Origin of the sequence: Flavobacterium ginsengiterrae (assembly GCF_039539785.1) — a bacterium.
Lineage (GTDB): Bacteria > Bacteroidota > Bacteroidia > Flavobacteriales > Flavobacteriaceae > Flavobacterium > Flavobacterium ginsengiterrae.
The window spans coordinates 1,372,934-1,393,615 of record NZ_BAABDU010000003.1 but is presented as its reverse complement, the minus strand read 5'-3'; the positions used below and the strand labels follow the sequence as shown (position 1 = coordinate 1,393,615).

The 20,682-nt window shown below is 33.2% G+C and carries 23 protein-coding genes; 10 read left to right on the top strand and 13 right to left on the bottom strand.

Going from position 1 to position 20,682, the window contains the following annotated elements:
• Nucleotides 1-136 precede the first annotated feature (136 nt).
• From ABD859_RS08905 to ABD859_RS08880, 6 genes are all read left to right on the top strand, one after another.
• Nucleotides 137-970 (top strand): DUF6268 family outer membrane beta-barrel protein, encoded by an 834-nt coding sequence (locus ABD859_RS08905; RefSeq protein ID WP_345143111.1) that lies wholly within the window; start codon nucleotides 137-139, stop codon nucleotides 968-970.
• 15 nt (nucleotides 971-985) lie between these two features.
• The gene (locus ABD859_RS08900; RefSeq protein ID WP_345143108.1) at nucleotides 986-1,993 is read left to right on the top strand and encodes a Kelch repeat-containing protein; all 1,008 of its coding nucleotides are present in this window, start codon (nucleotides 986-988) and stop codon (nucleotides 1,991-1,993) included.
• A complete protein-coding gene (locus ABD859_RS08895; protein ID WP_345143105.1) occupies nucleotides 1,983-2,315 on the top strand; it encodes a DUF4907 domain-containing protein in 333 nt (110 codons plus the stop codon). The genes ABD859_RS08900 and ABD859_RS08895 overlap by 11 nt, the downstream gene beginning before the upstream one ends.
• Nucleotides 2,316-3,425: a sensor histidine kinase gene (locus ABD859_RS08890; RefSeq protein ID WP_345143102.1), complete on the top strand. Its 1,110-nt coding sequence runs from the start codon at nucleotides 2,316-2,318 to the stop codon at nucleotides 3,423-3,425. It abuts the gene before it with no gap.
• 11 nt (nucleotides 3,426-3,436) lie between these two features.
• Nucleotides 3,437-4,156: a dioxygenase family protein gene (locus ABD859_RS08885; RefSeq protein ID WP_345143100.1), complete on the top strand. Its 720-nt coding sequence runs from the start codon at nucleotides 3,437-3,439 to the stop codon at nucleotides 4,154-4,156.
• A gap of 101 nt (nucleotides 4,157-4,257) precedes the next feature.
• Nucleotides 4,258-4,974 carry a LytR/AlgR family response regulator transcription factor gene (locus ABD859_RS08880; RefSeq protein WP_345143098.1) on the top strand — a complete coding sequence of 239 codons (717 nt, stop codon included), beginning with the start codon at nucleotides 4,258-4,260 and terminating at the stop codon, nucleotides 4,972-4,974.
• A gap of 80 nt (nucleotides 4,975-5,054) precedes the next feature.
• Here the strand turns inward: ABD859_RS08880 and ABD859_RS08875 are convergent, their stop codons facing one another.
• Complete coding sequence (locus ABD859_RS08875; protein ID WP_345143095.1) at nucleotides 5,055-5,573, bottom strand: gamma carbonic anhydrase family protein; 519 nt, start codon at nucleotides 5,571-5,573, stop codon at nucleotides 5,055-5,057.
• A gap of 7 nt (nucleotides 5,574-5,580) precedes the next feature.
• Nucleotides 5,581-6,570: a PorP/SprF family type IX secretion system membrane protein gene (locus ABD859_RS08870; RefSeq protein ID WP_345143092.1), complete on the bottom strand. Its 990-nt coding sequence runs from the start codon at nucleotides 6,568-6,570 to the stop codon at nucleotides 5,581-5,583.
• 143 nt (nucleotides 6,571-6,713) lie between these two features.
• Between ABD859_RS08870 and ABD859_RS08865 the strand changes: the two genes are divergently transcribed.
• The 3 genes from ABD859_RS08865 to ABD859_RS08855 all read left to right on the top strand — a co-directional run bounded on the left by ABD859_RS08865 (nucleotide 6,714) and on the right by ABD859_RS08855 (nucleotide 8,929).
• Nucleotides 6,714-7,613 carry a NifU family protein gene (locus tag ABD859_RS08865; protein ID WP_345143089.1) on the top strand — a complete coding sequence of 300 codons (900 nt, stop codon included), beginning with the start codon at nucleotides 6,714-6,716 and terminating at the stop codon, nucleotides 7,611-7,613.
• A 141-nt stretch (nucleotides 7,614-7,754) separates the two neighbouring features.
• The gene (locus tag ABD859_RS08860; protein ID WP_345143086.1) at nucleotides 7,755-8,030 is read left to right on the top strand and encodes a hypothetical protein; all 276 of its coding nucleotides are present in this window, start codon (nucleotides 7,755-7,757) and stop codon (nucleotides 8,028-8,030) included.
• A gap of 86 nt (nucleotides 8,031-8,116) precedes the next feature.
• Nucleotides 8,117-8,929, top strand: a complete 813-nt coding sequence (locus ABD859_RS08855) for a mechanosensitive ion channel family protein (RefSeq protein WP_345143897.1) — start codon at nucleotides 8,117-8,119, stop codon at nucleotides 8,927-8,929.
• 7 nt (nucleotides 8,930-8,936) lie between these two features.
• On the opposite strand, the gene tsaB is transcribed toward ABD859_RS08855, so the two are convergent.
• From tsaB to ABD859_RS08820, 7 genes are all read right to left on the bottom strand, one after another.
• Nucleotides 8,937-9,608: a tRNA (adenosine(37)-N6)-threonylcarbamoyltransferase complex dimerization subunit type 1 TsaB gene (gene tsaB / locus ABD859_RS08850; protein WP_345143083.1), complete on the bottom strand. Its 672-nt coding sequence runs from the start codon at nucleotides 9,606-9,608 to the stop codon at nucleotides 8,937-8,939.
• 98 nt (nucleotides 9,609-9,706) lie between these two features.
• Nucleotides 9,707-10,996 carry an efflux RND transporter periplasmic adaptor subunit gene (locus tag ABD859_RS08845; protein ID WP_345143080.1) on the bottom strand — a complete coding sequence of 430 codons (1,290 nt, stop codon included), beginning with the start codon at nucleotides 10,994-10,996 and terminating at the stop codon, nucleotides 9,707-9,709.
• A 6-nt stretch (nucleotides 10,997-11,002) separates the two neighbouring features.
• Nucleotides 11,003-12,388 carry a TolC family protein gene (locus ABD859_RS08840; protein ID WP_345143077.1) on the bottom strand — a complete coding sequence of 462 codons (1,386 nt, stop codon included), beginning with the start codon at nucleotides 12,386-12,388 and terminating at the stop codon, nucleotides 11,003-11,005.
• 80 nt (nucleotides 12,389-12,468) lie between these two features.
• Nucleotides 12,469-13,584 carry an efflux RND transporter periplasmic adaptor subunit gene (locus ABD859_RS08835; protein ID WP_345143074.1) on the bottom strand — a complete coding sequence of 372 codons (1,116 nt, stop codon included), beginning with the start codon at nucleotides 13,582-13,584 and terminating at the stop codon, nucleotides 12,469-12,471.
• Between the two features lie 39 nt (nucleotides 13,585-13,623).
• Nucleotides 13,624-14,889, bottom strand: a complete 1,266-nt coding sequence (locus ABD859_RS08830) for an ABC transporter permease (RefSeq protein WP_345143071.1) — start codon at nucleotides 14,887-14,889, stop codon at nucleotides 13,624-13,626.
• Nucleotides 14,890-14,891: 2 nt separating this feature from the next.
• A complete protein-coding gene (locus tag ABD859_RS08825; protein WP_345143068.1) occupies nucleotides 14,892-16,136 on the bottom strand; it encodes an ABC transporter permease in 1,245 nt (414 codons plus the stop codon).
• Nucleotides 16,129-16,830, bottom strand: a complete 702-nt coding sequence (locus ABD859_RS08820) for an ABC transporter ATP-binding protein (RefSeq protein ID WP_345143066.1) — start codon at nucleotides 16,828-16,830, stop codon at nucleotides 16,129-16,131. The genes ABD859_RS08825 and ABD859_RS08820 overlap by 8 nt, the downstream gene beginning before the upstream one ends.
• 177 nt (nucleotides 16,831-17,007) lie before the next feature.
• Here ABD859_RS08820 and ABD859_RS08815 point away from each other — a divergent pair, with 177 nt between their 5' ends.
• Nucleotides 17,008-18,414 (top strand): DUF4403 family protein, encoded by a 1,407-nt coding sequence (locus ABD859_RS08815; protein WP_345143063.1) that lies wholly within the window; start codon nucleotides 17,008-17,010, stop codon nucleotides 18,412-18,414.
• Between the two features lie 16 nt (nucleotides 18,415-18,430).
• Here the strand turns inward: ABD859_RS08815 and ABD859_RS08810 are convergent, their stop codons facing one another.
• From ABD859_RS08810 to ABD859_RS08795, 4 genes are read right to left on the bottom strand one after another with little or no spacing between them, the layout of a single operon-like run.
• Nucleotides 18,431-18,697 (bottom strand): hypothetical protein, encoded by a 267-nt coding sequence (locus ABD859_RS08810; RefSeq protein ID WP_345143060.1) that lies wholly within the window; start codon nucleotides 18,695-18,697, stop codon nucleotides 18,431-18,433.
• Nucleotides 18,687-19,271, bottom strand: coding sequence for a DUF420 domain-containing protein (locus ABD859_RS08805; protein ID WP_345143057.1), 585 nt, complete (start codon nucleotides 19,269-19,271; stop codon nucleotides 18,687-18,689). Before ABD859_RS08805 ends, ABD859_RS08810 begins: the two co-directional genes overlap by 11 nt.
• A 1-nt stretch (nucleotide 19,272) precedes the next feature.
• Nucleotides 19,273-19,959 (bottom strand): SCO family protein, encoded by a 687-nt coding sequence (locus ABD859_RS08800; protein WP_345143055.1) that lies wholly within the window; start codon nucleotides 19,957-19,959, stop codon nucleotides 19,273-19,275.
• A 12-nt stretch (nucleotides 19,960-19,971) separates the two neighbouring features.
• On the bottom strand, nucleotides 19,972-20,628 hold the full coding sequence (locus ABD859_RS08795) for a hypothetical protein (protein ID WP_345143053.1): 657 nt from the start codon (nucleotides 20,626-20,628) through the stop codon (nucleotides 19,972-19,974).
• Between the last annotated feature and the right edge of the window lie 54 nt (nucleotides 20,629-20,682).

The following is a 20,682-nucleotide window of genomic DNA, read 5'->3' as shown; positions in this document are numbered from 1 at the left end:
ATCTACAATACACAAAGTGGTTCAAATATTAGATTCGACCTTAAAAAACGGGATTTAGTCTATCAAAAAGCTTCATACATATATCTTCTTTTTTTTAAAACCTTCACCAAACTACTTTTGAGCCAATAAATAAGTAATGAAAATAAGGTTTATAATTTGTTCCGTTTTTTTAATGTCTCTATTGAATGTGAAAGCTCAGGAAAAGTTTTCTTTTAATGTGGATTTAAAAACTGAACCAACCGATAAGGTTGATTTTAATGAAACAAATGCAGGTGTGTTTTTCAGCAAAACAATAAATCAAAAAAGCAGTATAAAAAACACACTGCAGTACACAAATCTGAATTTAAGTTATGATAAAGATACCTTTAAAAGCATCGATCAGTTACGCCAGATTCAGAATAAATTTGAGTTTTCGTATGAAATTTTTAAGGTATCAAAAGTGAATTTTTCGCTTACACCAACAGCTAATTTTCAGCATAATTTAGATTTTTCAGATGTGTCGCTTTTAGGAAGTCTTGAAATCAGCCGGCAGCTAAATTCTAAAACCGTTGTTAGTATTGGAGCCGCCAGAAGTACCGTTTTTGGAAATCCTAAATTTCTGCCTTTAGTCTCATTACATTATAACATAAACGAAAATGCGAATCTGCTCATTGGTTTTCCAGATTCAAAAATTTCATATTCAAATAATATCCGAAACAAGTTCAGCTTAAACAATAGTTTTAACGGAAGCTTTTACAATTTAGATGTTCAGAATAATACCAATAATAATGTTGCAAAAGCATCACTTTCGCAAATGACAACCTCATTTGAGTATGAAAGAAATGTCGAAAAAAACTGGTTTTTAAATTTTAAAGCCGGATATGATTTTGACAAAAAATACAAATTAACCGACAGTAAAGATCATACCATTCATGATTATAATATTGGCAATGGTTATGTTTTAGGAATTGGGATCAAATACAAACAATAAATAAATTTAAACACTATGAATAATTTAAAAAAAGGAATATTATTCGCAACCCTGCTTTCGAGCCTGTTTTTTGTAAGCTGCAGCAACGATAATGACGATGATGATTTGGTAGGAAACTGGATTAAAAAATCAGCTTTTGACGGCCCTGCGAGATCTAGTGCGACAAGTTTTGTAATTGGAGATTTTGCGTATGTGGCAACAGGTTATACCGGAGATGAATATTTAAAAGATTTATGGGCTTATAATTCTAATGGTGATTATTGGGAACAAAAAGCCAATTTTACAGGCGTGGGTAGAAGCTCTGCATCAGCATTTGCTTTAAATGAAAAAGGATATCTTGGTCTTGGTTATGACGGAACTAACAGATTAAAAGACTTTTACCAATATGATCCGTCAAACAATTCATGGACTCAAAAAGCTGATTTTGAAGGAACAGCTCGTTACGGTGCTGTAGGTTTTCAGGCTGCCGGAAAAGCTTTCTTTGGAACGGGTTATGACGGAAATTATCTGAAAGATTTTTATCAATATGATGACGCTTCTAATACATGGACTCTGGTAAATGGTTTTGGAGGTAACAAAAGACGTAACGCCGCTGTATTTGTAATCTCAGATAAAGCTTATTTAGCAACTGGAGTAAACAATGGTGTTTATAAGGAAGATTTTTGGGAATTTGACCCAGCTGCAAATACCTGGACCAGAAAAAGAGACATAGATAAAGATACAGATGATGATTATTCCTGGAATGATGATTATGCCATTACAAGATCAAATGCTTCTGCTTTTTCTATGAACGGATTAGGTTATATTGTGGGCGGTGAAAACATAAAAACTGCTTGGGAATATAATCCTTCTACAGACCTTTGGACAGAAAGAACAGCAATGGAAGGCGCTACCAGATCAGATGCTGTAGGATTTGCCATTAACAATCGCGGTTTTTACTTACTGGGAAGAGTGGGTTCAACTTACTTTGATGACGTTTGGGAATTTAGACCGCAAGATGAACAAAGTGACGATGACAATTAATACTCTTAAACCATTCTTCTGGAGTAAAATCCGGAAGAATGTATTACTCTTTCTTCTTCTTTTTACAATTGCATCTTGTGCAAAAAAAGAAGTATTAAAAACCGAAACATTTAAAACAAATTCAGGCTGGGGATATTCTATTTCATATCAAGATAAAATTATCATTAGACAATCGATAATCCCTGCTGTAAACGAAAATAAAAGCTTTTCGACACAAGAAGATGCTTTAAAAACAGCCCGACTGGTTGTTAAAAAGCTCAATCAAAACTTATCTCCAACGGTAACCGAAAATGAATTAATTTTATTAAAAATAAAATTATAAATGAAAATAGATACCATCAAGAACACGAACTCAAATAAAATATTGTTCCATTTTATGATTTGGCTTTTCTTTATCCTGACTTCTTTAATTCAGTTTTACGAAAGTCCTTTTAGGATCAATAATGACTTTTATGTACAATGGACAAGCGGCATTATCTTGTTTTATTTGAACTATTTTTACTTGGTGCCTGCCTTGCTTTTGCAAAAAAAATACTGGCAGTATTTTCTATTTGCCTTTACGATTATTGTCATTTTTATGGCGATAAGAATAAATTATTTTATTCCGGAATTCAGACATTTAAGACCAGACAATGTAGTTCCGGCAAGAATGATTCCCAGAGATCCTCATTTTATTCCAAACGGGAGAGTTATGAGAGTCGAAATGAGACAGCCGCTTTTTTTTAAAATAGGCCCTTCATTTTTTTACATTTTAATCCTGACGATAAGCGCTATTATTAGAACCTTAACAGAGTTCTACAATAATCAGCAGAATAAATTAATAGCCGAAACCCACAGAACGAATACAGAATTAATATATCTGCGCAAACAGACCAATCCGCATTTTTTATTTAATTCCCTAAACAGTATTTATTCTCTTGCGCACAAGAAATCTGATTTGGTCCCTGATGCCATCGTGACATTGTCTGAACTCATGCGCTATATGCTGTATGAAACAGATAATAAAACGGTGGCTTTAGAAAAAGAAATTAATTATATCCAGAATTATATTGATTTACAAAAACTCCGTCTCAACAATATCGAAGACATTTTTATAAACGTACACGGAGATACTAAAAATAAATTCATAGAACCTTTGCTCTTAATTTCATTTGTTGAAAATGCTTTTAAATATGGAACCGACTACAAAGGCGCGGCTCATGTAAGAATTAAAATTTTCATTTCTGAAAACGATCTTGATTTCTGGATTGAAAATACAATTGAAAATTATGTAAAGGATCCTGAAAATTCAGGAATTGGATTGGTAAATATTCAAAACCGACTTGATCTGCTTTACCCAAACGCGCATGAACTAACTATTAACCAGGATAATCAATTTTACCGAGTGCATTTAAATCTAAAATTAGATAAAATTCAAACCGCAGTAAATTAAACAATTTGATTATGGACAGAAAAAAATTTATCCGAAACGGTCTTTTAGGCATTACTGCTTTAGCCGGCGCCACTAAAATATTAGAATCCTGCTCAAAAAGCGACAACGATGATTCTGTTATAGATACTGATTCATCTTCCGGAGATGGAACCTGTACCGTTTCTCCATCAGAAACAAAAGGTCCTTTTCCTATCAAAACACCAAGTCAGCTGGTTTTAGAAAACATAAAATCTGACCGAGTGGGAATTGCGCTTCTTATAAATTTAAAAATTGAAAATAAAAACAATGATTGCGCACCGCTTTCTAATGTTTTAGTAGATGTATGGCATTGCGATAAAGATGGAAATTATTCTGAATACGGCGGTACCCAAATGCAGCAGACAGATTATACTTCTGTTCATTTTTTAAGAGGAAGACAAACTACAAATACCAGCGGAGAAGTTTCGTTTATATCTATTTATCCGGGCTGGTATCAAGGGCGCGCGCCTCATGTGCATGTCGAAGTTTTAACAAGCAGCGGTTCATCATTATTAGTTACTCAAATTGCTTTTCCTGAAACCATTTCAAGTGATGTATATTCGAGTACAAATTATGCGGCACATGGACAAGCCGACACATCGAACACAAAAGACAATGTTTTTGCAGACAGTCTTGCGAGTGAATTAGCCACAATAACCGGAAATTTAACTGACGGATACACGTTAACCAAAACCATAACGGTTAACGGATAATTTTAAACAAACCAGTATTTTATGATAATTTTAAAACTTAATTTACTGGTTTAAAACTACTTTTGACTGCCAAAATAAATTTAAAACTTAATTTTCTACAAATGAAATGTGTAATTATAGATGATGAACCTTTAGCAGTTGAATTGTTAGAAGATTTCGTGAAAAAAGTAGATTCTCTGGAATTAGTCAATACTTTTAATAACGCTATCGATGCTGTTTCATTTATAAATCAAAACAACATCGATTTGATTTTTCTGGACATTCAAATGCCTCATTTCTCTGGAATAGAGTTTTTAAATACAATAGAAAAAAAGCCTTTGGTAATTTTTACAACCGCTTATTCTGATTATGCAGTAGAAGGTTTTAATCTTGGTGCAGTAGATTATTTGGTAAAACCAATTCCGTTTCATCGTTTTCTAAAATCGGTTGTACGCGCACAACAGATAAATAATCCTGCAGCTCCGGTTCAGGCCGTTTCTGAAACCACTGCATCGCCAGAAGTTGAACAGGATTTTATGTTTGTAAGGGCTGAATATGAAAATGTAAAAATGAATTTTTCGGATATTTTATTTATCGAAGGTTTAAAAGATTACGTGAAAATTTACACCACAGACAATAAATTCACGCTTACTTTAATCAGTTTAATCAAATTAGAAAATCTGCTTTCCAGCAAAGGATTTTCGAGAATTCACAGATCTTATATCATCAATATAAAACACGTAAAATCAATTCAGAAAAATAAAGTTTTAATCAGCGATAAACGAATTCCTATCAGCGAAAGCTACAAGAATGCTTTCTTCGAAAAAATCAATTTATAGATTAAACTCTAAAAAATTCCAAATTCCAAATTCCAAATGAATCACGACTCTTGGAATTTGGAATTTTTATTTTGAAATTTTTACTGTTCGTTTTTAAACCAACCGGAATACATTACATAATTATTCGAAATACGTTCTATTTCGCCCGCAAAATCAGACTGATCTATATCTTTTACTTTTTTTGCAGGAACGCCCGCAAAAATAGTTCCCGACGGAACTACTGTATTTTGAGTTAAAACTGCTCCAGCCGCAATAATCGAATTACTTTCTACAACGCAGTTATCCATTACAATTGCGCCCATTCCAATTAACACATTGTCGTGAATCGTGCATCCGTGTACAATAGCATTGTGGCCAATAGAAACGTTGTTTCCTATAATTGTTGGATGTTTTTGATACGTACAATGAATTACGGCTCCATCCTGAATGTTTACCTTGTTTCCTATTTTGATAAAATGAACATCGCCGCGCACAACAGCGTTAAACCAAACGCTGCAAGAATCTCCAAAAGATACATCTCCCACAATAGTGGCATTTTCGGCAACATAACAATCTTCCGGTATAGAAGGTGCTTTTCCGTTTACAGATTTAATAACCATATTTTTTCTAATTAACTGCAGGACAATTACAATCGTAACGTTCCTTTCTGCATAATAAATTAATTCCTAAAGTAATCTGGTGATAACCGCCAGTATCAAACTTTACATCGCCTGTAACTTGAGAATATGTATAAGCAAACATAAAGTTTTTATAATTTACGCCCACAATTGGCGTAATGTATTGCAATTTTTGAGATGAAACGCCGCTTCCTGAACTAAACTGTGCGCCGTCAAAACTTCTTCTATATGATAGTGCCGCCCACAAACTTCCAAAGTCCATATTTTTATAAGCTTTCATATTCAAATCAATAGATTTTTGTTTAGTCTGATCGAAATACTGAAACAAAATAGAAGGTTCCCAGGTAATTTTATCTCGTTTTCCAAATACATATCCGGCACTAAAAAGAAACTTTCTTAAATTATCACTTTCATAATCTGTATACAATTCACGTCTGGTTTCTAAAACTCCCTGAACGGTTGCATGCGCATAAAAATCAAGAAAATTATACGAAGCTCCAATGTCTAAATTGAAATAAGAATCTTTTTGAATAGAGCCAAAAACAATAGGATCAAAAACATTTCCAAATTTGGTTTCGTCTAATTGATTTTGGATTAATCCGCCGCTAATACCAAATGAAAGCTGATTTAAATCGAGTTCGTCTCTCGAAAACATAATATGATGTGCATAAGTAAGCTTTACTCCTTTTTCAGAATGGTATCCGTTTTTATCATTAAAAACAATAATTCCAGCTCCCGATCTCTCGCCCACTCTGCCGTTAAAACTTAAAGTTTGAAGCGAAGGCGCATCTTCCTGACCAAACCACTGTTTTCTGGCTGTTAATCTGATTTTTGCACAGTTTGCAGCGCCCGCCATAGAAGGATGAATTAAATAATAGTTATCAGACAAATAATCTGAATAAACAGGAATTCCTTCTTGCGAATAGGTAAAGAACGTGGTAATTAAAAACACAAATAAAAACTTGATTTTTAATTTCATAATGGTTAGTTAGTTTAAATAATTTTTGCTCTCTTTATAATTTCGTACGAATTATTTGAAAAGAGTCTTAATTATTTTATTAAAAAATCAAATATAGGTATTAGTAGAAAATAACTTTATTAAATTTGCAAAAAATTACTACCATGACAAAAATCACTATAAAAGAGACTCAAAATCCAACGATATTGAAGTTTGAATTTGAAGATTTTATTACTCAAAATCAAAACTTTGAATTCAAAAACATTGACGAAGCACAAGCTTCACCTTTAGCACAGCAGTTGTTTTATCTTCCGTTTGTAAAAACTGTTTACATTTCAGGAAATTTCATTGCAATCGAAAGATACAGTATTGTAGACTGGGATGACGTAAAAGATGCCGTTGCAGAACAAATTACAGCATTTGTAGACAAAGGCGGTGTTATCATTAAAATTGACGAAACTAAAGCAAAAAAACAACCTATTACGGTTTACGGAGAAACAACTCCAAACCCTGCAGCTTTAAAATTTGTAGTCAGCAGAATGTTAACCAGAAATGCGGTTGAATACAAAAATATCGACCAGACTGCTTCTTCTCCGCTTGCGCAGGAATTATTCAAATTTCCTTATGTAAAAGAGGTATTTATTGACGAAAATTATATTTCGGTTACGAAATATGAAATCAACGACTGGCAGGAGATTACTTTAGAATTGAGAACATTTATTAAACAATTTATCGAAAACGGAGGAACTGTTTTAGATGAAAGTTTAATTCAGACTGCTGCTAAAAATGATGTAACCAAAGATGAGGCTTTTGACAAGCTTGATGTTACTTCTCAGCAGATTATTAATATTTTAGAAGAATACGTAAAACCAGCTGTTGCTGCCGATGGCGGTAATATTGCATTCGATTCTTATAATGAAGACGACAAAACGGTAAAAGTGATTTTACAAGGTGCTTGCAGCGGTTGTCCTTCTTCAACTTTTACTTTAAAAAGCGGTATCGAAAATATGCTGAAAAGCATGCTTAATGACGAGGCCATTAAAGTTGAAGCTTTAAATGCATAAAACTTTTTTAATAAGTATTAAAAAGCGCCTCAATCGAGGCGCTTTTTTTATTTCATTTATTAGCTATTTATTATTCTAAAGTTTAATTATAATTCTCGAAAAACAATTAATATTGTAATCTAAACTAACCAAATCAAAACCATGGGATTAACTTCATTTTTTTCTAATTTATTTGGCTCTGCAAAAGATACGACTAAAGATTTTGCTGAACACGCAGAAACTACAGTTGAAGAAATTAAAGATGCTGCAGAACCAATATTTGAAAATGCTGCCGATTTAATAAACGATGTATTTGATTCTATAAAAGAAGTAATATCAGAAAACACAAATCCTGATTATGAATTTGCTTCAGAAACGGTTGTCGATGTAAGCGAAGATGCGGTAACAGATTCTGATTCTGAAGAATCAGATAAATAAGCAGTTTTCAAATTAACAGATAATTATTTTATATTTGCCGCGCTAATATGCCTTCTTTATTTAGAAGGTTTTTTTTATATAAAATGATGTACATCAATCCTGAACAGTTAAGCAGTTACTTAACTAAGTTCATTAATCTTTTAATTGATTATTCGCCAAAATTAATCTCGGCATTTGTAGTTTTATTTGTTGGTTTATACGCCATTAAACTAATAAACAGAGTTATTAGAAAAATAATGGTAAAGAGAAATCTGGACCCAACATTAACAAAATTCCTTGCCGACATTTTATTATGGGCTTTACGAATTTTATTATTTGTAACATTTATTTCTAATCTCGGAATCGAGACTTCATCATTCGTTGCTATTTTAGGTGCTATGGGTCTTGCTGTTGGTTTATCGCTGCAAGGTTCGCTTTCTAATTTTGCCGGCGGTATGCTTATTATTGTTTTTAAACCTTTTAAAGTTGGCGATACAATCGAAGCTCAGGGCGTTATTGCTACGGTATTAGAAATTCAGATTTTTGTTACCAAAATGCTTACCGGAAATAATCAGACTGTTTTTGTTCCTAATGGAGCTTTATCTAATGGAACAATTATCAATTATTCTATGCAGGGAGAAAGAAGAGCAGATTTAACTTTTTCTGTTTCTTATGATTCTGATATTAAAAAGGCTAAAGATATTTTATTAGATGTTTTAAACAAAAACCCAAAAGTGCTTCAAAAACCGGCACCGGAAGTTTTTGTTAAAAATTTATCTGCAAGTTCAGTTGATTTTGCGGTACGTCCTTGGGCAAAAAATGCCAATTACGGATCTGTTTTTTCTGAAACTCTGGAAGATTGTAAAACAGCTTTAGATCAGGCAGGAATTTCTGTTCAGCCGTTTACACTTCAAAAATAAAAATAGATTACTGCTTTTTAGGCAGTGTCATCATAAAATCTTTTAAATAATAAGGTTCAAAATAAGCGACATCGACAGTGTCGCTTTTTTGGTATTTATCGTAACTGATTTTACTCATTTCGTTTGCCGAAGGATATTTGATTTCTTCTAAAAACACAAAGTTTTCTTTGGTTAAAACCGGTTTGCATTTTTCGGCACAATCACCAACAAAATAAAGTGTTTCTTTATATTCTGAAAAAGAATTTTCGTCTATTATTTCGGCCTGAATCTCTCTTTCCATTTCTAAACCGGCAGTAAAAATTTCGCTGTAAACTTCCATTCTTCTGGCATCCAGCATTGGAATAATTTTTCCTTCAGAAACATTTGCTTTTGATGCTAAAGTCTTCAATGTATCAACAGCAATTAACGGAATATTTAATGCATAACACAATCCTTTTGCAGCCGAAACTCCAATTCGTAATCCTGTATAAGATCCCGGACCCTGACTTACTGCAATGGCATTTAAATCCTTAACTAAAATTCCAGATTCAGCAATTACTTCTTCAATAAAAACATGAAGTTTTTCGGCATGCGAATATCCTTCTTCGGCAATTTCCTTACAGAGAATAGTCTGCCCGTCTTTTGCGATTGATACAGAACAATTTTTAGTAGCGGTTTCGATGTTTAGGATAAAAGACAATGTGTATGATTTTAAAATTAATTATGCTGTTAAACCAAGCGAAGCCGAAGCTTTTTACTTATCAGCATTCGACTTCGTTTAATTTTACAAATATCTTATTATTTTTTCGGAGTATCAGCTTTTTTCAGCTTTACTTTATCTCCGGAATTTAGTTCTTTAGAAACGGTTGTGTAAGGTCCCGTAATTACAATATCACCCGGTTTTAATCCAGACATTACTTCAATATTGGTATCGTCCTGAATTCCGGTTTTAATAATTCTTATTTTAGCTTTATCTCCTACTTTCACAAAAACGCATTCGAATTTTTTATCGCTTTTTGGAGTTACTTTTTTCTCGTTTGGATCTTCAACTTTAAAATCAGAAACGGCAGTTGTATCTGATTTTACAACAACAGAACTAATAGGTACGGCCAATACATTGTTTTTTGTTGTCGTAATAATATCTACCGTTGCGGTCATTCCTGGTCTAAAAGGCGAATAAGAATCTGGTTTTCCTTCTAATAAATCCTGATAAGATTCTTTTAGAATGCGTACTTTAACTTTAAAGTTGGTAACCTGATCTGATGTTAATGTTGTACTTGCCGAATTTGAAATACTGGTTACAACACCTTTAAATTTCTTTTTTAAATAAGCATCAACTTCAACATTTGCTTCGTCTCCAATTTTGATCTTTACGATATCATTTTCATTAACATCGACTTCAACTTCCATATTGTTAAGATTCGCAACTCTTAAAAGCTCTGTTCCGGCCATTTGCTGCGTTCCTAAAACACGTTCTCCTAATTCTACATTTAATACTGAAATTGTACCATCTGCAGGAGCGTAAATAGTAGTTCGGCCTAAGTTATCTTTAGCTTCAGTTACAGATGCCACAGCACTCTGAACATTATAGTAAGAAGATTGTTTGGTTGCTTTTGCAACTTCATAAGTCGAAATGGCTTTATCCCAATCTGATTTTGAAATCACTCCTTTGTCATATAACGTTTTATTACGTTCGTAATTGGCTTTAGCTTCTTTAAAACTAGCTTCAGACTGCACTAATCCTGCTTTTGTTCCAGATAAATTAGCTACAGATCTTTCTAGTCCTGAAGTATATAAATCAGGGTTTATTTTAACTAATAAATCTCCTTTTTTTACAACCTGACCTTCTTTTACATTTAACGCAATAATTTCACCGGAAACCATTGATGAAAGTTTTACTTCAATTTCTGGCTGGATTTTTCCGGTTGCCGAGACTGTTTCAATAATTGTCGAAGCCACAACTTTTGAAGTTTCGACTTCTTTTCCTTCATCTTTATTTCCTATTACTCCCGCTTTAGAAAGACCTACTAATAATGCAATTAGAACTACTGCCCCGCCAACTAAGAAGTAAACTGTTTTTTTTGACATAATAAATTATTTTGTAATAATTGGAACAATTGGAATTCCGAAATAGAATTCAAGTATTTTAATTTTGAACATGTAATCGTATTTCGTTCTAATAACGTCAGACTGAGCATTGGTAAGCAGAGTTTGTGCCTGTGTAAAATCAAATGAATTCATTAAACCTACATCGTACTTTTCTTTAGCATAATTGTAAGCCTGCTGTCTGGCTTCTAAAGTTACTGTTGAAGATTCATATGTGTTTAAAGCACCTTTTGCGTCTGTAAATGCAGTGTAAACGTTACGTTGCAAATCTAAACTTTTTTGCTCTAAATCTATTTTAGATTTCTCTAAACTTACCTTATTTCTTTCAACATTATTTCTGGCTGAGAAACCATTAAAGATAGGAACGCTTAACTGGAAACCAAAATTGTGTCCTTTGTTATCACTAAACTGAGTTAAAACCGGATCCGGACCTGCATAAATTGGGTTTCCTGCTCCATCGGTTCCAATTAGTCTGTCACTGTAACTGGCACTTGTGCTAAAAGAATAGAACCCCCTTAAAGTTGGCTGATAAGCTCCTCTTGCAATCGTAACATTTTTTTCGGCAATTTCAAGATTAGTCTGTGCTAATTTTAACTCTGTACGAGTTTCTTTTGCTTTATTATAAATATCAATTGGGCTTTGCGCCATGATATTATTTTCATCTTTTACGTTTGTATCGTCAATTACATCAAAGTCAGCAAATTCTTTTAATTGTAAAAGCTGTGCCAGACTTAATTTTGAAATTAATAAGTTATTTTCAGAAACTGTAATATTTTGTTTATCTGTAGCAACAGTAGCTTTTAAGTCAAACAAATCACCACGCGGAATTGTTCCTGCATTTACCATTTCTTCAGAACGTGCAAAACGTTTTTCATCAATAGCCAATTGTTCTTTTTTAACTTTTAAGTCTTCCTTATTTGATAAAATCTGCAGAAAAGCATTGGCTACATTTAATGAAATATCTTCCTGCATTTTCAACAATTGATACTTTGAAGCTATAATAGAAAGCGTGGCTCGTCTATATGCATTTTGATTTTGCAGACCTTTGTAAATATCGACATTTGCATTTACTCCTAATGAAGAATACTGAGTTGTTTGTGTAGTCGCAATATTGGTTACAGGGTTAACGTTCAAACCAATATTCCATGAATGTGAAGCATTACCATTTACAGTTGGCAGATAACTTCCTAAAGCTCCTTTTTTATCAATATTTGCTGTTTTTACATCCAGCTCAGATAATTTAATCGTAATATTATTGTCTAATGCATATCTTACGCATTCTTCAAGTGTCCATTGTTTTGTTTGTGCATTTCCGGCTAATCCAAAACCGAATAACATGGCAAAAACAAGGCTGTTATATTTATTTATTTTCATATATTTTGAATGTAAGCGCAGTAACCAGACTACGCAAATTTAACATTTTTTAAAACCAAAAAACTCTTTAGAATTTCAAATTATTTTTTCTCTTTTTCATCGATCAAACCCTGATTCCAGATTTTAATTTTATCTTTGTTTTTGATCCCGCTTTTAACCTGAACGTAAATTCCGTCGCTTACACCCAGAACTAAATCTCTTCTTTGAAATTTTTGAGGTGCAGTCTCAACTTCAACATACGGTTTTTGAGTTTTTTTATCAAACTGTACTAATGATTCTTTTATTGCCATAACCTTTTCGGCTTTTTCAAGAATAATAGAAGCATTGGCACTTAATCCGGCTCTAATAAATGTTTCGTCTCTGTTTTCTAATCTTGCTTTTATTTCAAACTGAATCGCTCCGTTTTCTACCACACCTTTTGGCGCAATATCTGTAAGAACTGCTTCAAATTTTTTGTTTTCGATAGCACCAACTGTAATTTCAATTGGCATTTTTTCTTTGATTTTACCAACTTCAGATTCGTCAATTTTTCCAATAAAAATCATTCTTCCCACATCGGCAACACTTGCAATTGTAGTTCCTTCGTTAAAATTATTACTTTCAATAACCTGATTTCCAACTTTTACAGGAACTTGTAAAACCATTCCGTTTACGGTAGAACGAATTAAAGTATTCGCATAATTTCCTAAAGATGAAGTTGTTCCTGTTTTTACGATATCTAAACTTTGTTTAGCCGATGCATAAGTCTGTTTTGCTTGTTTGTAAGCTACTTGTGCGGCATCAAAATCGTTAGCAGAAATTACATCTTTTTCAAAAAGTGTTTTTTGTCTTTGATAGATTTTCTCCTGATTATCTAAAGCAATTTTTGCAGTCTGCACCTGATTTTGTGTGCTGCTTACATTCGATACATTTGCTACAACTCGAATTTTAGCAATCATATCTCCAGCTTTGATTTTTTCTCCGGCTTTAATATAAACCTCTTCAATAATACCTGAAATATTTGGTTTGATTAGGACCTCTTCATCAGGCTGAATGTTACCAGTAGCAATTGTATTTTTTACTATAGTTTTGATTTCTGCTTTCTCCGTTTTAAAAATAATTGGTGATTCCTGGTTCTTCGCATATAAATAATAAAGCGCTCCAAAAAACACTACAGCAATTAAAATTAAAATGGTTACGGTTACTCCTTTTTTCATTTTGTTTTCGGTTTAATCGATTATTTTTGATTGATAATTTTATTCTGTTCGTAAAGCATCTACGGGCTTTACATTAATTGCGGTCTGCGCCGGAATAAATCCTGCCAGCAAACCAGATCCTACTAATATTATTAAGGCAACAAATACAACACCTAAATCAACACTTGGATTGGCAAACATAGTGTCGTTTCCTGCAGGCATTGAATCTAGCACCATATTTAAAATGGCTATAATTCCGGTGGCTACAGCAATTCCTAACATTCCTGAAATGATGGTTAAGAAAATAGATTCTGCTAAAATCTGTCCTCTAATCGCTGCCGGAGTTGCTCCTAAAGCTCTTCTAATTCCAATTTCTTTGGTGCGTTCTTTAACCACAATGAGCATAATGTTTGAAATTCCAATAACGCCCGAAATTAAGACTAAAGTTCCTACGAAATAAGCAATAATCTTTAGAATATTAAACAAACTCTGCACTTTATTAAATTGTTCATACAAATCAAAATTCCCAACTGCTCTGTCATCTGTTGGATTTACTGAGTGAAGTGCTTTTATAATTTCCAGAATTTTTGGTTTTAATTCTGTTATCGAAGTTTCATCTTTTGCAGTAAGCGCCATCCAGCCCACTTTATCGCCGTAATTAAATGCCTGCTGAAAGGTCGTAAACGGAATAAAAATATTTTTTTGTTCCTGTTCTGCATTTCCTCCCTGCTGTTTGGATTTATAAACACCGACAACCATAAAGTTAATGCCATTGATTTTTATATAAGTTCCAACAGCTTCTTCTTCTTTTCCGTAAAGTTCGCTGATAACTCCTTTACCAATTACGGCTACTTTTCGTTTTTCAAGAATATCCTGCTGGTTTACAAAACGTCCTTTTATAATATCCATTGGCTGTTGTTTAATCAGCTCCGGATAATCACCATAAATCGTAAATGCAGAAGTTTTTGTACCTCGAACCACATTATTAGTTCCGTTAAAATCTCCTAATTGGTTTCTTGGTGAAACATATAATAAATCCGGCAGTGCCGCTTTTAGAGCTGTAACATCGCTGTTTCTAAAATCGTAACGACGTGTTTTTGGAAGTCCTTTATACGCTTTTGATGTTGTCTGACTCCACATAAACATGGTGTTTGTAGCAATTCCGTCAAAACCTTTTTTAATACCGTTTTCAAGTCCGTTACCTGCAGCAAGTAATATTACCAAAATAAAAATTCCCCAAAAAACACCAAAAGCCGTCAGAATAGTTCTGAAAGGATTGGCCGTTAAGGCCTGTAAAATCTCATCCCAATTATCTTTCTTAAACATAATTATTCGTCTCTAAGTGCTACAATAGGTTTAATTTTGGCTGCTCTGTAGGCCGGAAAAAATCCTGCCAAAGCACCTGCAAACACTAATAAAAATAGTGTTGTTAATGCCACGCTGAAATCTACTTCAGGATTTCTAAAATATTCACTCTGAACCATTGGCCCCACAAATTCCAGCAATAATAAACTTGCCAAAAGACCAACAAAACCAGCAATTGTGGTAATAAAAATAGATTCGTGAAGTATCATGGCGATAATCGAAAACGGAGAAGCTCCTAAAGCTTTTCTAATTCCGATTTCTTTTGTTCTTTCTTTTACAATAATCAGCATAATGTTACTTACACCTACTACTCCCGCAATAATAGTACAAATACCAACCCACCAAAAAAACAATCTGATGTAAAGATTTAAATCATAAAACTGCTTCGCATCTTTTACTGAATTGTAAACTCCTACGCCACCGTCATCATCTGGAGCAACCATGTTTTTACTTTTCAATAAATCTTTTAAATCCTGTGTAAACTTTTCAGATTGTGCCAAAGCTTCATCATAATCACTTGTTTTCTTTAAAGTAAAAAACAAATTACTGATTTTATCACCTCCGCCAAAAGTTCTCTGCACAGTCGTCAAAGGCAGATAAGCTCTTGTTTCTTCTCTTTCTCCTCCCGGATCTGTAAAAACTCCAATTACTTTAAAACTAATATTGTTTATTAAGATTTCTTCGCCAATTGCGTTTTTGTCTTTCAATAAATCATTTTTCAGCTTCATTCCAATAACAGCAACCTTTTCGTTATTTTGTAAATCTTTACTGTTTACGTAACGTCCCTGAACTATTGTTAGGTTTTCAATTCCTCCATAATCAGGATCGACACCTCTAAATTGATAACTTCCGGATTCTTTACCATACGAAAAAGACTGTCCCCAATAATTTTGCGTAGAAGCTCTTAAATCTAGTTTATCTTCAAACTTTTGAGTAGACTGATTATAATCACTGTTTCGAAACTGAATCTGTCTTCCGGGATTCAATCCTTTATATTCTTTTGTTGTTGTACCAGACCAAACTTCGATAATTCCGGCGGCATCACGTTCAAATTGTTTTTCAATACCGTTTTGAAGTCCTTTTCCGGCGCCCAGTAAAATCACCAGAATAAAAATTCCCGACGCTACCGAAATTCCCGTTAGAAAAGTTCGGAGGCGGTTTTTTGAAATGGCTTCAAATATTTCCTGCCAGCGTTCAATATTAAACATAAGATGAAGCTCTAACTTGTTCAACCATTTTATCGTCTATGATTAGTCCGTCTTTCAGGACTACGTTTCTTTTGCACATTGCAGCAATATCCGGCTCGTGTGTAACGATTAAAATCGTTTTTCCTTCGTCATTAATGCCTTGAATAAGTTCCATAACTTCATACGATGTTTTGGTATCTAACGCCCCCGTAGGCTCATCTGCAAGTAAAACTTTTGGGTTAGAAGCTAATGCTCTCGCAATCGCCACACGTTGTTTCTGACCTCCCGAAAGCTCGTTTGGTAAATGGTGTGAATGAGATCCTAAACCAACTTTTTCAAGGTATTTCATTGCAATTTCATAACGCTCTTTTCTTTTTACACCTTGATAATACAAAGGCATAGCCACGTTATCTAATGCAGATTTGTAATTTATTAAATTGAAAGACTGAAAAACAAAACCCAAAAATTTGTTTCTGTATTTTGAAGCCAATGTTTCGTTTAATTTTTTAATTGGCGTTTTGTCTAAAATATAACTACCAGAATCGGCTTCATCAAGAATTCCTAAAATGTTAAGAAGAGTAGATTTTCCAGATCCGGATGATCCCATAATTGCGACTAATTCTCCTTCGGCTATATTAAAATTAATCCCTTTCAACACATGTAATTCCGAACTCCCCATTTTATAGGATTTGTGCAAATCTTTGATTTCGATCATGATATTGTTAAATTTTTAAAACAATAATAATATTTTTTATAAGTAAATTATGATAATAAAACGTTAATAATTTTATCATAGTTTTTAAATAAGACGGCAGTTGTTATCAAATGTTACACTTTCTTAAAATAATTTAATACTTTTCTTAATTTTGCTTCACTCAAAAAAATCATAACTATGAAATTTTTTTCAAAATTCTCTGTGTTTGCGGTAACTGCAATACTCTTCAGCTGTTCTACAACACAAAAGTTAGAAACTCTTAAACCAGAACCAGACGATGCCAGTCCTTTAGTTTATGATGCCAGCCCGTCGTTTATCAATCTTCCTATTACGGTTAAATTAAATGACATTGAAAATCAGACCAATTCAATTTTAAATGGATTGATTTATGAGGATAATGATATTGAAGACGATGATATTCAAATGAAGATCTGGAAACAGGCTCCAATAAAAATTCAAAATGACCCGGCAAATCCCGATAAGAAAATTAAAACAATCCTCCCTTTAAAAGCCAATATAAAATACCGAATTGGAACTAAAAAACTGGGCGTTGAACTTTATGATACACGCGAGTTTAACCTAAACGGCGTGATTACTTTATCCAGCGATGTTGCTTTAACAAACTGGAAATTAAACACTAAAACCGAATTTAAATCTCTAGACTGGAGCGAAAGCCCAACAATGACTGTTTTTGGAAAAAACATGCCAATTACTTATCTAATTAATCCTGCTATTTCAATTTTTAAATCCAAGCTGGAACATAAAATTGATGATGCAATCGAAGAATCTATGGATTTTAAACCGAATGTTTTATCGGCTTTAGAGAAAATCTGCACACCGTTTCAAATGAGTGATACTTATGAAAGCTGGCTTAGAATTGTTCCTGTTGAAATTTATTCTACAAATGCAAAACTTAAAAAAGATTCTTATGTGTTAGAAATGGGAATGAAATGCAACATGGAAACCATTGTGGGTAAACAACCGGAATCTAAGTTTAATGCCAGTAAAATTGTATTGAAACCAGTAACCAAAATTCCAAATCAAATTTCGGCTAATATTGCCGCTATTTCCAGCTATGTTGATGCTTCAAAAATTATGACAAAGAATTTCGCCGGACAGGAATTTGGTTCAGGAAGCAAAAAGGTTACTGTAAAAAATGTTGCAATCTGGCATAAAGAAGGCAAAATGATAATCGCTCTTGATGTTTTAGGCTCTATAAACGGAACATTGTATTTAAACGGAATTCCGCAATATAATGCACAGACAAAAGAAATTTATTTTGACAAATTAGATTATGTTCTGGATACCAAAAGCAAATTAATGCGAACAGCAAACTGGCTGGCACAAGGCTATGTTTTAAGAAAAATGGAAGAAAGCTGTCGCTATTCTATACAGCCTAATTTAGAAGAAGGCAAAAAAAGCATGGCTTCGTACCTTAAAAATTATTCGCCAATGCCGGGTGTTTTTGTAAACGGAAAAATGGAAGATATTCAGTTTGACAAAATTCAGCTGACCAATCAGGCGATTATAGCGTTCATAAAAATAAACGGAACGGTAAATGTTTCGGTAAACGGATTAAAATAAAAAAAAGGCAGAATAATTATTCTGCCTTTTTCTTTTTAGACTTGTACATTCTATAAATGAAATAACCAATTATAGCTACAAGTAAATACGGAATTATCATTAAAAAAACGATTCCGTCATTTACTGCTTCTGCTTTCTTAATGTTCGAATCTCCTGCAAGCGCGGCGCGGCACATGGCGCATTGAGCATTAGAAGAAATTCCTATTAGGAAAATACAAATTCCGAGAATAAAAGTTTTAATTCTCGAATTTGGCTTCTGAATAATATTTTTTTTAGTTTGCATAATAAGGTGAAATCATTAAAAATACAACCACTCCCGTTACAGCAACATAAAGCCAAATTGGAAATGTGATTTTAGCAATTTTTCTGTGCTTGTCAAACTTTTGCGCAAGTGCACGCACATAAGTAATTAAAACAAGCGGAATAATAGCTATTGAAAGTAAAATGTGAGTTATTAAAATAATAAAATACACTAATCGTAATGAACCTACTTTCGCGCTTTCTACAGCATCAAGAATTCCATCATGGTTTATATCGCCAAATTTAGTAGAGTCTGATGTCATGTGGTATGCAACATACATTACCAAAAATGCTAACGACAACGCAATGGCAAAAGTCATTAAACGTTCATGAAGCTTTAATTTACCATTTTTAACAGCAATAACTGCCCATACTAAGACTATTGCAGTAATACCATTTGTAGTAGCATAAATTGGAGGCAGAAATGAAAGCGGTTCAACATTAATTCCAAAATCTTTTAATTTGATTCCAAAAAGGATGGCTACAACAACCGGTATAACAATTGAAACAGCAACAATGTATTTATTGTATTTTTTCTCTAATGAATTATCTTCCATTTTATTCTTCTAATAGTATTTTTATGTCTTGTTGAATATCTCTAACACCTTTTTTATCTAAACCATCGTAGTAGATATTCGGGTTTCCAAATTCGTCTTTTCTACAGCGAATATTTCCGTCTTTATCAATTAAAGCAAATAATCCGGAATGTTCGAAACCGCCGCTTACTTTTGAATTTTCTCCGGCATAAAGATTAAATCCTTTGTTAGACAAATCCATAATCGTGGCTTTGTCTCCGGTTAAAAAGTTCCATGTTGAAGATCTCACACCTAATAATTTTGCATGATCTTTTAAAACCTGTGGTGTATCATGAACAGGATCTATTGTTATAGAAACAATTCCAAAGTTTTTGTTCCCGAAGAATGTTTTTTCGATTTCAAGCATGCTCATATTCATCTTTGGACAGATTGACGGACATGTAGTAAAGAAAAATTCCAGAACATATACTTTACCTTTGTATGTTTCATTTGAAATTTTAACGTTATCCTGATTCGTTAATTCAAATTTTGGAGCCGGACCAATCGTTAATAATTTAGCATCTTTTGAGCTTTTAGAACCTACATTATCTAATCGATTTCCTTTTACAACATCTCCGTTTTTAATTCTATCAACAATTTTTGGCACTGCATAGATTCCGAAAATCAAAATAATAAACGAAATCCCGATGTAAGATTTATTTTTGAACATTATTTAATAAGTTTAAAGTTGTTTTGTGGCATTGTGGTTCTTTTTTAAAGCAGCACGGTATTCATACAAAATGATTTTAAAATCATCAAGCATTTCATTACTCAATTCTGACGGATGGAAAGTGTCATATCCTTCTTTATACTCGTCCTTTTTATCTTTATCACTGCCTTTACGACCTCTTAAGTTTCTTTCTTTATCTACAATAAAAACATTTGAAGTTCCAAGCTTATCATCTAGTTTCCCTTTTAATTGCAGCTGATTATAAAATGCTTGTATTTCTTCTGGTGAAGCAAAAACAAAATTCCATCCCGAAACATCTGTAAAAGGCTTAAGAGCATCAACCAGTTTTTGAGCTTCTTTTTCTGTGCCAAGCGGACAGATAACTACAAACTGAAGATCTTCGAAACCATGATAGCGTTTGTAGATTTTTTCGTTAAGGTTAAAGTAGTTACCTCGGCTGCTTAAAATATCAGAACCCGAAAAACCTAAAACCGTAATTTTTTTATCGAGAGAAACTTTCTTGCCGTCAAGAGATTTCCAGTTTCCAAAGTCGGCAATTTTTGGAGTAATTACAGGAAGTTTTGTAAAACTATTTACACCTGATGCAAAAAACAAATAGGCTACAATTGGCAAAACAAAAAGTACAAAAAGAACTATATTTTTTTTCATTGTTTTAACAGAAGTTATTGAGGTACAAAAATAAAAAAAGCTCCGTTAAACGGA